This is a genomic window from Rheinheimera sediminis (genome assembly GCF_004005375.1).
GTDB lineage: Bacteria > Pseudomonadota > Gammaproteobacteria > Enterobacterales > Alteromonadaceae > Pararheinheimera.
This window is the reverse complement of record NZ_RZUF01000005.1, coordinates 14,545-28,190: the sequence shown is the minus strand read 5'-3', so window position 1 is coordinate 28,190 and position 13,646 is coordinate 14,545. Positions and strand designations below refer to the sequence as shown.

Sequence of the window (13,646 nt, the reverse complement as noted above, 5' to 3'; positions counted from 1 at the left end):
TAGAGTAGTGACAGTTATATTCCAAGGAACATTCGAATAATGAAAAAGTTAACAGCATTTTTAATCGGGGCTATGTTATTACCTGCGGCAGTGTTCGCTGCTCAGTTTGAAGAAGGTAAACATTACGAAGTGATTTCAGAGCAAGCTACAGCTAAGCCTGAAGTAAAAGAATTTTTCTCCTTTTACTGCCCGGCCTGTTTTGCCTATGAGCCGAAAGTTCAGGCCTTAGCTAAACAATTGCCTGCAGGAGCGGATATGAAGAAAGTGCATGTCGACTTTTTACAGCACGCCAAACCTGAGCTGCAGGCCACTTTAGCCAAAGCCTATCTGGTCGCTAAAAATCTGGGTAAAGGTGACGACGTTGCTAACGCGTTTTTTAAACATATCCATCTGGATCGTAAAACCTTTGCCAGCGACGACGATATCAAAGCTGTGGTCATTGCCAACGGTATAGATGCAGAGAACTATGACAAGGCGATAAAAAGCTTTACTGTCGTTGGTGGTGCCAAACAAATGAAGAAAGAGCAGGATGCATTATCTGCTCGCCGTGTTCTCACTGGCGTGCCAACCTTCATCGTAAACGGTAAATATAAAATTCTGAATCAGGGGTTAAGCCGGGATAATCAGGATGAAGAGTTTAAGCAGTTAGTGAATTTTCTACTGACTCAATCTTAATTAGAAGGCGTTACTTATGCTGAAGACATTACTGTTTGCTTTGCTATTCGCTCCTTTGGCCGCCTTTGCTTCTGCAGCTGCACCTGTGCAATATCAGCAAGGTGTGCATTACGACGTGGTTGCTGAGAAAGCAACAGAAGTACCTGAAGTGCTTGAGTTCTTTTCGTTTTACTGCCCACACTGTAAAGCCTTTGAACCTTTTGCTCAGACGTTGGATAAGAACCTGCCCTCAGGCGTCAAACTAACTAAACACCATGTCGATTTTTTGAGAGTAGCACCGCCAGAATTACAGCAGTCTTTAGCCAAGGCTTATGTGGTCGCTAAAAATGCCGGCCAAGGTGACCGTATAGCTGATGCGATCTTTGATTATTTGCACCTTCATCGTGGCAGTTTTACCACTGAGCAGGATATTCGCAGTTTATTAGTTGCCAATGACATTCCTGCGATGTTGGTTGACTCAGGCATGGTTAATCCTGCCGTAGTCGCTGAAGTGGACGCTATGAAAAGAAGTCAGGATCATTACTCTGAAGCCAAAGTGCTGCAGGGAGTTCCGACACTCCTGGTCAATGGCAAGTATCAGGTGAAATTTTCGGGTTTAAGCAAAGATAACTTTCAGCAGGACTTAAACGATTTGGTGGCGTTTCTGTTGGCGAAAAAAGATTAAATCCTCCGCAGAGGCCTGAATTTCTCAGGCCTCTGTCTTATTGATACCCCTAGTGTTAATTTTTTGCTTCCCATCAATATCTTTACCGCCCTTCTGTTATTGTTGTTATTTTTCTGTTGCCTATTGACACTTGAATTCAAATGAATACACTCGATTAATAGTTGAACAATCTGAATTCAGGTGGCCGATGAGCGGAAAAACCGTACCTTTTAGTGCAAGGATTAGTGTTGATGATGCTGAATTTATCAGCCAGTTGCAGTATGACGGCGCTTATACCCCTTCAGATAAACTCAGAGCCTTATTGGTTGAGGTACGGCGGCAGCGGCAGCAGGGGGCGAATTACGCAGACAATTTAGCTGTGGCACAAGAGTGGTTTAGTCGACTAAAGCGCCAATGGCTGTCGCGTGAGCAGGAAGTCGGTGCACACTCCGAGCTGATGATTCGAACATTGGACCTGCTGCCTGAACTATTGGCTCAGATCCAAACTGCAACTGCAGAAAAAGTGGATGTGAAGTTAGGCGAGTTTCAGCAACAAGAGCAGGCCGTTGCTCAGCTCGTACTGCGTTTAAGCGAGCTGATTTTGCCTTTGGCGTTGTCAGCGGCGCCAAACACAAACAACTCAACACAACAAGGTTTAATCAGATTGGCTGATTTGATTTGTCAGTCTCAAGTCGCAACTCAAGGAGAAAAGGAATGGCGGAAAGTATAAGTCAAAGAGTAGCGCGCCTGGTCAGTGGCAGCGTTAATGCGTTAGTAGACGCTGTCGAAGGACAGCTTCCGGAAGCCGTGATGGAACAAGCGCTACGTGAACTGGATAGCGCGATAGACGAGGCTCGCTCAGAGTTGGGTAAGTTTGTCGCGCAAAAACATCTGGCCAGCAAAAAGCTGATGGAAGAAAACAGTCGTCACGAGACCTTGTCTGAACAGCTTGAGGCTGCGATCCGCTCGGGTCGCGATGATTTGGCCGAAGTAGGTATTGCTCAACAAATTGATATCGAATCACGAATTCCTGTGTTGGAAGCCAGTATTGCAGAATGCAGCAGCAAAGAAAAAGAGCTGGAAGGCTTGATACAGGCTTTGCAGGCGAAAAAGCGTGATATGAAAGCTGATTTAAACCAGTTCAGGCAAGCCAGGCAAGAGGCAGGTTCAGCGACAGCTGAAGCACCATCCAATGGTTCTGCTGCCCAGAAAAAAGCGGAGTCAGCTGCGGCCAGTTTTGAGCGCGTGATGGAAAAGCAATCAGGTATTGCCAGTCGCTCTACGACCACAGATACGGCCGTTAAATTGGCTGAACTAGAGGAATTGACGCGTAAAAACCGGATTTCGGAGCGTTTGGCAGCGCTTAAAGCGGATAAAAACTAATGCTGCAGTTATTGCTTGCCTCAGAGAATAAAGTATTCAGTATAGCTTTAGCGCTGATGCTATTGATTGCTGTGGTTGAATTAGTTGCTGTGGTGCTGGGGGGCGGTTTATCTGCTTCGCTGGACTCGATATTGCCTGACCCTGAAGTGGCACAACCTGAAACTGAGGGAGTATTAAGTCGTTTGCTGACCTGGCTTCGGATTGGCGAAGTTCCGCTCTTGATGGTTTTGATTGTGTTTTTAATGGGTTTTTCCTTGATAGGTTTATTTTCACAAAAACTGATCATGGCTTTCTTTGGTGTTTACAGTCCAGGTTGGTTAGCCGTCTTTTGTGTGTTGCCTTTGTCATTACCTTTTGTGCGCTGGGGCACAGGTGTATTACAGCGGGTTATTCCGAAAGACGAAACCACGGCCATTACAGCCGAAAGTTTAATAGGTCGTGTTGCCTTGATAACTTTAGGCACTGCCAAAGCCGGGTATCCGGCCGAGGCAAAGGTAAAAGACCAGTATAACTACTACCACTACATTCAGGTAGAACCTGACGACGAGGGGCAGGAGTATGTGACTGGTAGTGAACTTTTATTGTTGTCCAGGCAAGGTAATGTCTACAAAGGCATTTTGAATCTGAATCCACATTTGTCTGAACGACAAAGTGAGCAGAATTAAAGGTTGTGATGAACTGATAAAGCTGGCAAAGCTGCAGTTTTGAGTGCAAAGGGTGTTTTTCTAAAAGGATGTGTTGATGATGTTAACTGATAACTTAATGGATATCGTATTTGTGGCTGGTGTGGTGTTTGCCGGGCTGCTGTTATTAGGGCTTATTCTGGCCCGTTTGTACAAAAGGGCTACCAAAGAAGTGTCTTTTGTCCGTACAGGCTTTCGTGGTGAAAAAGTCATTATGAATGGCGGGGCCATAGTACTGCCGGTTTTGCACGAAATTATCCCTGTGAATATGAATACCTTGAGGCTGGAGGTGCGTCGCGCTAATGAACAGGCTCTGATCACCAGAGACCGCATGCGTGCCGATGTGACCGCTGAGTTTTATGTACGGGTTAAACCTACAGTAGATTCTATTGCTAATGCGGCACAGACTTTGGGTTTAAAAACCATGAACCCAAATGAATTAAAAGAATTAGTTGAAGGCAAGTTTGTTGATGCATTGCGATCTGTAGCTGCTGAAATGGCTATGGAAGAGTTGCATGAGAAACGGGTGGATTTTGTACAAAAAGTTCAGCAAGTGGTCTCAGAAGACTTATTAAAAAATGGTTTGGAATTGGAGTCTGTGTCGCTGACCGGTTTAGACCAAACTGCTTTTGAGCATTTTAATCCACAAAATGCGTTTGATGCTGAAGGTTTAACCAAACTGACTCAGGCGATTGAATCCCGCCGTAAAATTCGTAACGACATTGAACAGGAAACCGATTTAGCCATCAAGCAAAAAAACCTTGAAGCAGAGCGGGCTAAATTGCAGATTTCGCGTGAAGAAGAGTATGCAAAATTAGAGCAGGAGCGTGAAGTTTCTATTCGCCGTGCTTCACAAATGTCGGAAATCGCCCGCGAACAGGCAGAGAAAAAACGAGAAGCAGAAGAAGCACAAATTGCTTCTCAACGTGAAGTCGACCTGAAGCGTATTTTGTCCGAGCGTGATATCGAAAACGAAACCATTCAAAAAGAACGTGCAGTGCGCGAAATGGAAATTTCGAAGCAACGTTCGTTAGAGCAGGCTGAAATTGAGAGGCAAAAAGCTGTAGAGCTGGCGTCTCAGGACAAAGCCATAGCTGTAGCTGAGAAATCACGGGCTGAATCTGAGGCTAAAGCCTTGGCAGATAAAGCCAGAGCTATAGCGGTAAAAGAAGAGGAAAGCGTTGTGACAGTGCGCGAGACCGAAAGAGCTGAGCGTGTTAAACAGGTTGAACTGGTGATGGCACGACAACAAGCAGAGAAAGAAGCAATTCAAATTATTGTTGCCGCCGACGCAGAGAAAAAAGCAGCAGAAGATCAGGCTGAATCACTGCGGGTTGTAGCTCAAGGCCAGGCCGATAAAGATCGCTTGTCAGCTCAGGGCCAGGCCGATGCAGAAATTTTGCTGGCGGCAGCCAAAGAGCGTAGCTATCAGGTCGAAGCTGAAGGTAAAAAAGCCATCAACGCTGCAGCCAATATGCTTTCTGCAGAACAAATTGCAATGCAGGTTCGTTTGGCCTTGATAGAACAACTGCCAGAGATCATTGCCCAAAGCGTGAAACCTATGGAGCAGATCAGCGACATTAAAATTTTGCAGGTGAATGGTTTAAATGGTGCTTCTGCTCAAGCTGGTGAAGCAGATGGCCAGGCAAGTACGTCATTACCCGACCAAGTGGTGAACAGTGCTTTGCGTTACAGAGCCCAAGCTCCACTTTTAGACAGCCTGCTTAATGAAATTGGTATAAAAGCTGGCGACATTAATGGCTTAACTGCAGTGCTAAAAGACTAAGTTGAACTTAGCGTAACAGCAGTGACTGGTGCTGAACTCTAAGGGGCGGATTGAACCGCCCCTTTTTGCTTTTCATCCGACCAGGCAGGACGGTTTAAAAATTACATTTATTTACACCAGCATTGGCTATGACATGAGCTTTAACCTGGTTAGTAGGTAACAAGGTAAAGTTGTACGGCAGGTTTAATACGGCATTAGGTTGCACATTAGGACCAGCAATTACACCTTCAGCAGGCATGGCTTGCCAGTTGGTGTTGCTAAACTCATTACCTCTGGTATCCCAGTAGCCCAAAGCGCTGGAGTAAAACGACACTATAGGGTTAGTGGTGTTTTCAAATACATTATTTTCAATGCGGATCACCGCGCCCATTCGGCTGTTGATACCTGTGTCCTGTACCTCTGTGTAGTAATTGTTATAAATATGACCCTGGCCAAAACGGAATAACGGCAGGCGCGAATTGACTCTTTGCCAATAGTTATGGTGGAAGGTGATACGACGGTTGAAATTGTCCGAATCATTGTTGCCCCACAACGAGGTTTTCCAGCTGTCGTGCAGGTAATTGTAGGAAATGGTGACTTTGTCTACGTCTTTTTTGCCGCTGATCAGCTCGTCATAAAAGTCCTTACCTACATTCAGGCTGTTGTAAATTTCATTATGGTCGATCCAGATATTACTGGCTGGTCCCTCTAGCGTAATAGCGTCTTTGTCACCTGTATTGACATAACGCAGCTTTAAATTGCGCAGGATTACGTTATTGGCGCGGAATACTTTAATACCTATACCATCAAATAAGGCCGTATTGCCGACCCCAATAATGCTGACGTTATTCATATCTTTAATATCAAACTTGCTGACGCCACCTGAGTTGGCCGGAGTAATAGTGCCATTGACTCTGATGGTCAAAGGACGGTTTAAATCCCGGTTTGCCAAAGCGGCTTGAATTTGTGCACCTGTACTTGCAGTGACCGTTACCGCATTTGGACCTGCACCACCTGTGGTACCTCCATCCAATGAGGCATATCCCTGTGGTAAAGCACTGCAAGAGGTTACTCCGGCTGAAGGCGGTGGAGTAGGTGTTGGTGCTGGTTCAACAGGCTCTGGTGCACCCTCTGTGATCAGGTATACCTCAAACTCGGCGATACGAGGTGCTGAGCTGGCACTGATCACTTCTAAATTCAGTTTTTTACTGCTGATAGTCGCAAAGTTAATGATCTTGTTGCTACCAATAGTGGTTCCGCTGGCAAGCTGGGCTCCGTTATCGTTATTCACCAGGCGCCAACTGGTCACAGCTGAGCCTAGTTCTTTCAAAACTACCCGATTCAGCTGTACAGCTGAACTCCATTTCACGGAGACACGCTGGTTCGAAGGGGTTGTGGGTTGCCAGGCGCTTTGACTGTTTCCGTCTCTGATGTTTGTATAGCTGATACCGCTGGCTTTACTGGAGCCGTCAGCTGCTGCACCCGGGCCTGTGATCGCAAGATTATTGGCATGTACCGCGGTACTGACGGCACAGCTTAAGGCTAAAAGTGAGCAGAGTAAGTGTTTATGTTGCATCTAGTTGTCCTCAAATGGCTGTTGTTTTTATACCGACTCCGGCCCTGATTCGGGTCCTGAACGGTACAGCAGAGTGTGGACTAACATTTTAGGTACAGCTATTTCACATCTGGAAATATAGATGGATTCTGAATTTGCTAAATTGCATAGCAGTTGTTGCGAATTATTCGCAATTAATCTAGTCTAGATGACATTAGTTCTCAACTGGAGCCATGGCATGGAACATTGGCAATACATCATTGCGCAGGGTAATCAGGCGTTCACGCAAAGGCATTTTGCGGCGGCTGTCACTTTCTATCGTCAGGCTATTTCGGATGTCTGGCCCGTCTGGTATCACTGTGGTTTTGTGTTTTGCCCGCCAGAGTTAAGCCGGGAAGAAGCGTCGTTACCTACCTTCTGTTTGTCGATTTCTATTCAGAACTTAGCTGAAACTTATGCTCAGCAACAAAGATGGCGGCGTTGTCAGGCCACGCTAAAGCAAGGTGTAAGCTGGTTTGAACAAATGCTGCAGCGCTTGGATGGTGCACATCCTGCCAGTATTGCAGTGCTGCAGGAATCGGCCAAACTCAGAGCTGAATACAAGGCCGTGTGTCAGAGATACAAAGAGTGGCAGTTATCATCTTTACCTGTGGACAGGCCCTATTTACATTAAGGTCAATACTATTGCTGTGCAAAGTGCGGCCTGACATGGCCAAGCAGGTGGGATTCGTAAGCAAGCTTGTCGGTTCTGAAATGGCTTGAGGGCATGCTCTCTTTGCAGATGGCCATGCCCGACCGGTTTTACAACGCTCAGATTAGTAGGTGCAGAGCTAGAAATCCTGTACCGCAGGGCGCAGTACTATTTCGTTAATATCCACTTCTTTCGGTTGTTCTATGGCGTAAGCCACGGCTCTGGCTACTGAATCAGCGGGAATAGCTATTTGATAGAAATTGCCCACGAATTCAGCGCTTTGCTGATGACTGCTGCCGTGTTTCAGCTCAGAATCCACAGCTCCTGGCAGTATGGTGGTCGTGCGGATAGCACCACCCACTTCATGCCGCAAACCTTCGCTTATGGCCCGAACTGCAAACTTAGTACCACTGTATACTGTGCCACCCGGGCTAAATACTTTGATGCCGGCAACAGAGGATATGTTGATAAAATGGCCATGTTGTTGTTGCTCAAATACAGGCAGAGCTGCAGCTATACCATAGAGCACCCCTTTAATATTGATGTCGATCATCCGATCCCATTCGTCGGTTTTTAACTCACTGATCGGTGCTATAGACATCAGACCGGCATTGTTGATGATGACATCTAACTGGCCAAAACGACTGACAGCCAGTTGTACCAAAGCTTGAACTTCACTGGCCTTAGTGACATCTGTCACTTGATAGGCGGCCTGACCACCTTTCGCCTCGATCTTTTCTACTATTTGCTGCAGCTTGTCTTCACGACGAGCGCCCAGCACGACTTTTGCACCCAGACTGGCCAGATGGTAGGCCGTCGCTTCGCCTAAACCACTACTGGCACCAGTGATCACTACGGTTTTTCCTGCAATATTCTGACTCATGGCTATCTTCCCGCTCAGGTTAAACAAAGTTAAATTCGACCTGCTTAGTATGAAGGGATAGACAAATCCAAAAAATGGAAATATTTTGATTTTATAATTCCACATTGGGGAATAATTGGTGCTGAACAAAGTCGAATTATTACGAATTTTTTGTACTGCTGCAGAAAGTGACAGTTTTAAAGCTGCAGCTGTACGGCTGGGTATTTCACCTCAGGCTGTGACCAGAGCAGTGCAGCAGCTGGAACAAAGCACTGGGGAGCTGTTATTCCACCGCAGTACCCGCCATATCCGCCTGACTCGTTTTGCGGAGGGTTTCGCTATACAGGCCAAAAGCAGCCTACAGCAACTTGATAGGTTATTTCAGCAGCATCAGGCGTTACCAAATGATACTGTCAGCGGTTTAGTGCGAGTGGCGGCTCCACGAGTGATGCGTCCCATACTGATGCCTGTACTCAGTGCTTTAGTGCTGCAGCACCCAGCCTTGCAGCTTGATCTGCGTTTGTCTGATCAAATTGCGGACGTAGTGGATGAGCAAATTGATGTAGGTGTGCGGATTGGATTGATCCGGGACAACAGTTTTATTGCCCGCACAGTCTCGTCCGTTGGCCTGTTTCTGGTTGCTAGTCCACTGTTATGGACAAAATACCCTATGCCGCAGAACTTAGATCATCTGGCAGAACTGCCAACTACAGCTCTGATGGATAAAGCAACGGGCCGGGCCTGGCATTGGTATTTTCAGGAAGGCCAGCTCTGGGCACCGAAAAAAGTCAGTTTTGTAGCCGATGACTCTGAAACAGAAGCAGACGCAACTCTGGCTGGTCTTGGCGTATCGCAGTTGGCCTCTTGTATGGCTATTCCTTATTTGCGTTCAGGTGCTTTAGTGCGCTTACTCCCTGAACTTGATCCCAAACCCTGGCCTTTGTCCGTCTATCGACCACAACGAGGGCCGGTACCAGAGAGGATCCGACTGGTATTTGATGCCCTGACCAGCGCATTAAGTGACAGAGATATATTGCCTGAAGTGCCTTAATTCTTCTCGTTGTGAGCTAAGCAGAACAGTAGGCTAAACCACTTACCTAAAAGACATCAGGCAGCTATGTGCTAGCAAAACATAAAAATTTCCCCAGCTTTATACCCAAGTTACCTGAAGTTTCGGCGAGGCGACAAGGTTGTCAGACCCCGGGAGCATAGTAAAGCTATGTGACTGGGGCGAGATGGTGCAGTCAACAAAACAGCAACTTCAGGGACTAGGACTATACACAGCATACACAGTTTTACTTTTGCTGCTGAACGTCACGGATCACAGTTTGCGTTTGTAGTTCTGTAGAGTTAAAGCTGATTTGGTCGCTTAAATTATTCAATTTAACCGGATTTAGCTTGTTGTTCTTTTGCGCTTTGGTCACTCTCTGCGTACTACAATAAAACAGGAAATGTCCCTATGAAAACAGTGATGACCAGTCTGGCCACTTTGCTCTTATCGTACTCCGCTGCCGCAGCAGTTCCGGCTATTGAAATGAACCAGAAGGCTGAACTGGATGCCGATACACTGGTACTGCTGGTTAGCCCGGAGCAACTGAGGCAATCTTCTTCTGCAGTCTTGCAACACAAAGCCATACAGCACGCTATTAAAACCGCAGACTTTAAAGCCAAAAAAGCGGCTCAACTGGATGTGCTGGCTGAAGTTGCCGGGTACAACAGAGTGGTTCTGCTTGGTACAGGTGAACCTAAAGATCTGACGGCCGCTACCAGCAATAACCTGGGGGCAGACATTGCCGCCTGGATAAAAAAAGACAACGCCACCTCTTTTACGGTAGACACTGGGGGTCTGCAATCGGCTTTAAGCAATGCTGATTTTGCCGCTCAGCTGGCGCATGGTATTGAGTTACGTTCTTACAGTTTTGACCGTTATTTCACCAAAAACAAAGCAGAAAAAGCCAAAAAGCTGGAAATACTGGTGACAGATGAAAAAGCGGCAGATCGTCAGTTCAGCAAGCTGCAGGCTGTTACTCAAGGTGTATTTTTAGCCCGCGATATGGTGAATGAGCCTGCAGCTGGTTTAACACCTGAAACTTTTGCGGCAGAAGCAAAAGCTCTGGAGACGCTGGGGGTAAAAGTTCGGGTACTAGACGTGCCTGCTATGGAAAAACTTGGTATGGGTGCTTTACTGGCTGTGGGTAAAGGCAGTCAAAGACCACCCCGTTTAGTGGTTGCGCACTGGCAGGGCAGTGAGCAAAAGCCACTGGCTATAGTCGGCAAAGGCATTACTTTTGATACGGGCGGCTACAATCTGAAAACAGATGCCGATTCTATAGTGAGAATGACCAGCGATATGGCAGGTGCAGCTGCTGCTTTAGGCACGATCAAAGCATTAGCGCTGCAAAAAGCCCCTGTGAACGTGGTGGCTGTGATGGCAATGGCCGAGAATATGATTTCGGACAACGCCATGTTACCAGGCGATGTATTGAAATCAGCTGCGGGTTTAACTATTCAGGTCACCAATACCGATGCCGAGGGCCGTTTAGTCCTGGCTGATGCCCTCTGGTATGCCAATAAAGAATTCCAGCCGCGCGCTATGGTAGACATTGCTACCTTAACAGGCGCCAAAGTCGGGGCTGTGGGTACTTATTATGCCGGTTTGTTTTCCGAGCAACAGTCGCTGGTGGACCAACTGACCCTGGCGGGTGAAAAAGTCGATGAGCCCGTCTGGCGTTTGCCTTTAGGTGCGCAGTTTGCCGATGAAATCAAAAGTGATATTGCTGATATGAAAAACACTGGCAGCAGCACTGGCGCCTCCACAGCAGCCTGGTTCTTAAAGCAATTTACCGGTGACACGCCCTGGGCTCACCTGGATATCGCAGGCAATGCGTTAAGCAGAACAGATAACGAAGTGAATACCAAAGGTGCAACGGGTTATGGTGTGCGTTTACTGACGGAATGGGCTTTGCAACAACAGTAAAGTTTATTTCTAATACAGAGTCGTTTGGAGTTTTAGGCGGACGTGTTGTAGGGACAGTGGCTTGTCCCGACCCGCCAAAGGACACCGAGCTATGAACAGGGGCGGATGCAACACCAATCCCTGCACCTTGGGGCGTAAGGCCTGGGATTAAATTAATCCCGGGCAAGAGCACGCAGTCCACAAAGCTGCATCTTAAGGTCATTTGGGTATATATGGGCAGGCTGAGGCAGAAACCCAGCCAGTTGCGTTTGGCTGCTGATCCCTGCTGTTGGAATGCCGTACACTAAAACAACACGGAAACTTGTTTTAGAAATTAACTAATGACTTTGTTTTTAAGACTCTTTTTATTTGCTCTGGTACTGTTGCTCTCCACGGATAGGGTTTGTGCTGAAACCAGTGGTTGGGTAAAGGCCAGCCATTTAAAAGCACAGCTGGTCAGTGATCATCAGGATTTAACACCAGGGCAGACGTTTAAACTTGCTTTGCATTTTATTCCGGATGAGCATTGGCACACCTACTGGCAAAATCCCGGAGATTCAGGTTTAGCAACCAGTATTGAATGGGTCTTACCTGATGGCGTAACAGCCGGCGCGATCCAGTGGCCAGCACCAATGGCTATTTCAGTGCCCCCTTTGGTGAATTATGGTTTTGAAGGCCCAACTCTTTTAGTGTCCGATCTTAGTATTCCTGCCGATTTTAAAAATTCCCTGCTCGCCATCAAGGCAAAAGTAGACTGGTTAGTATGCAAAGAAGTTTGTATTCCGGCCGAGGCTAGTTTTGAGTTGAATCTGCCTGTTACACAAACTGCAATCGAAGCTCGTGATTACAAACAACTCTTTGAGCAAGCCAGTCAGCAGCAACCCAAAATGGTGGCTTTACAGGGGCGCTACGATGTACAAAACCAAAAGTTTTCAGCTGCAGTGCAGATGCCGGAGGACTTAAAAGTATCGGCTTTTTTTGTCTCAGCCCCAGAGCTGGTTGATCATGCCGCGCCTCAGCAAATCGAATGGGTGAATGGCGAATTGTTATTACGCCAGCAGAAAAACACTTACTTCAGTCAGGCGCCGGAACGGTTCGATTTGGTGTTAAATACTTTGGCAGGCCCTGTAGTGCTGCAACTGCAGCACGAAGGAGTACCAGTGGCGTCCAAACTAAGTCTGGCTGAATTTAGCTTGCTGGACTGGCTGGGCATGCTGCTGTTGGCTGCTGTTGGCGGATTAATCCTCAATCTGATGCCGTGCGTTTTTCCGGTGTTGTCATTAAAAGCGTTAAGTGTGGCCAATGGCCAAAATTCGACACGGCAGGGAAAAGCTGAAGCATTATGGTACAGCGCTGGCGTCATCATTAGTTTTGTGTTGTTAGCTGCAGTACTGTTAGTGTTCCGCGCCGCAGGTCAGGCTGCTGGTTGGGGATTTCAGTTACAGAACCCGTTGATCGTAGGCCTGTTGGCGTACCTGTTGTTTATTCTGGGGTTAAGCTTATCTGGAGTGATACAACTGGGGTCAGGCTGGATGAATTCAGGCCAGCAACTGACGCAGCAGCAAGGGTATAAAGGTTCGTTTTTTACCGGTGTGCTGGCCGTAGTCGTTGCCAGTCCTTGCACAGCTCCTTTTATGGGCACGGCATTAGGATACGCCGCCACTCAGCCCGCCTTAGCAGCTTTGGTTATTTTTGCTGCCCTGGGTGTAGGTATGGCATCGCCTTTCCTGCTCATAGCCTGGTGGCCTGGTTTTGCTGCGCTCTTACCCAAACCCGGGCTTTGGATGGAACAGCTAAAGCAGTGGCTTGCCTATCCTTTGTATTTAAGTGCAGTTTGGTTATTGTGGGTTTATGGTCGTCAGCAAGGTTTAGATGCTATGGCTCTGGCCTTAGTGGGCCTGGTGCTGGTGAGTGCAGCCTGTTGGTTATGGGGCCGGAAACAACTACAACAAGCGGGTCAAGTCAGCAGCCTGATAGCACTGTTGCTTGTGGCAGGCTCCATTGCTTTACTCTGGTATCCGCAGCCGGCAGAGCAGCAGATTGCAAAAACTGATCATGCTGAAGTCTGGTCTGAGCAACGCTTAAAACAACTGGTGCAGGAGGGGAAACCTGTGCTGGTCAATATGACAGCCGACTGGTGCATTACCTGTTTAGTCAATGAACGTGTGGCCTTGGACACAGACAGCAGTAAAGCCGCTATGGCATTGTATAACCTGACCTATTTAAAAGGCGACTGGACCAACAAAGACCCGGCTATCAGTGCTTATTTACGACAGTTTCAGCGCGACGGTGTGCCTTTGTATGTGCTGTATTGGCCAGGACAGCCGCCTGAAATTTTACCCCAAATTTTAACGCCGGATTCATTGCGTCAGGCGTTAGAGCAGTTGAGTAGTAAACAACCCTTAATTACCAGTCAATAGCCATAGGAGTTAA

At 47.3% G+C, this 13,646-nt stretch carries 12 protein-coding genes; 10 read left to right on the top strand and 2 right to left on the bottom strand.

Going from position 1 to position 13,646, the window contains the following annotated elements:
• The first annotated feature begins 39 nt into the window (after window positions 1-39).
• From EMM73_RS04380 to EMM73_RS04355, 6 genes are all read left to right on the top strand, one after another.
• Window positions 40-675: a thiol:disulfide interchange protein DsbA/DsbL gene (locus tag EMM73_RS04380; RefSeq protein WP_127685242.1), complete on the top strand. Its 636-nt coding sequence runs from the start codon at window positions 40-42 to the stop codon at window positions 673-675.
• Window positions 676-691: 16 nt separating this feature from the next.
• On the top strand, window positions 692-1,339 hold the full coding sequence (locus EMM73_RS04375) for a thiol:disulfide interchange protein DsbA/DsbL (protein ID WP_127685241.1): 648 nt from the start codon (window positions 692-694) through the stop codon (window positions 1,337-1,339).
• A 187-nt stretch (window positions 1,340-1,526) separates the two neighbouring features.
• On the top strand, window positions 1,527-2,048 hold the full coding sequence (locus tag EMM73_RS04370) for a hypothetical protein (protein WP_127685240.1): 522 nt from the start codon (window positions 1,527-1,529) through the stop codon (window positions 2,046-2,048).
• Window positions 2,033-2,701 carry a PspA/IM30 family protein gene (locus EMM73_RS04365; RefSeq protein ID WP_127685239.1) on the top strand — a complete coding sequence of 223 codons (669 nt, stop codon included), beginning with the start codon at window positions 2,033-2,035 and terminating at the stop codon, window positions 2,699-2,701. Before EMM73_RS04370 ends, EMM73_RS04365 begins: the two co-directional genes overlap by 16 nt.
• Complete coding sequence (locus tag EMM73_RS04360) at window positions 2,701-3,366, top strand: YqiJ family protein (protein ID WP_127685238.1); 666 nt, start codon at window positions 2,701-2,703, stop codon at window positions 3,364-3,366. Before EMM73_RS04365 ends, EMM73_RS04360 begins: the two co-directional genes overlap by 1 nt.
• 76 nt (window positions 3,367-3,442) lie before the next feature.
• Complete coding sequence (locus EMM73_RS04355) at window positions 3,443-5,170, top strand: flotillin family protein (protein WP_261373325.1); 1,728 nt, start codon at window positions 3,443-3,445, stop codon at window positions 5,168-5,170.
• Between the two features lie 94 nt (window positions 5,171-5,264).
• Here the strand turns inward: EMM73_RS04355 and EMM73_RS04350 are convergent, their stop codons facing one another.
• Window positions 5,265-6,725 carry a pectate lyase family protein gene (locus EMM73_RS04350; protein ID WP_127685237.1) on the bottom strand — a complete coding sequence of 487 codons (1,461 nt, stop codon included), beginning with the start codon at window positions 6,723-6,725 and terminating at the stop codon, window positions 5,265-5,267.
• A gap of 217 nt (window positions 6,726-6,942) precedes the next feature.
• Between EMM73_RS04350 and EMM73_RS04345 the strand changes: the two genes are divergently transcribed.
• Window positions 6,943-7,377 carry a hypothetical protein gene (locus EMM73_RS04345; protein WP_127685236.1) on the top strand — a complete coding sequence of 145 codons (435 nt, stop codon included), beginning with the start codon at window positions 6,943-6,945 and terminating at the stop codon, window positions 7,375-7,377.
• 157 nt (window positions 7,378-7,534) lie between these two features.
• Here the strand turns inward: EMM73_RS04345 and EMM73_RS04340 are convergent, their stop codons facing one another.
• On the bottom strand, window positions 7,535-8,278 hold the full coding sequence (locus EMM73_RS04340; RefSeq protein WP_127685235.1) for an SDR family oxidoreductase: 744 nt from the start codon (window positions 8,276-8,278) through the stop codon (window positions 7,535-7,537).
• Between the two features lie 118 nt (window positions 8,279-8,396).
• Here EMM73_RS04340 and EMM73_RS04335 point away from each other — a divergent pair, with 118 nt between their 5' ends.
• From EMM73_RS04335 to EMM73_RS04325, 3 genes are all read left to right on the top strand, one after another.
• A complete protein-coding gene (locus tag EMM73_RS04335; RefSeq protein WP_127685234.1) occupies window positions 8,397-9,308 on the top strand; it encodes a LysR family transcriptional regulator in 912 nt (303 codons plus the stop codon).
• 408 nt (window positions 9,309-9,716) lie between these two features.
• Complete coding sequence (locus EMM73_RS04330) at window positions 9,717-11,234, top strand: leucyl aminopeptidase (RefSeq protein WP_127685233.1); 1,518 nt, start codon at window positions 9,717-9,719, stop codon at window positions 11,232-11,234.
• Between the two features lie 320 nt (window positions 11,235-11,554).
• Window positions 11,555-13,633 carry a protein-disulfide reductase DsbD family protein gene (locus EMM73_RS04325; protein ID WP_127685232.1) on the top strand — a complete coding sequence of 693 codons (2,079 nt, stop codon included), beginning with the start codon at window positions 11,555-11,557 and terminating at the stop codon, window positions 13,631-13,633.
• Window positions 13,634-13,646: the final 13 nt, after the last annotated feature.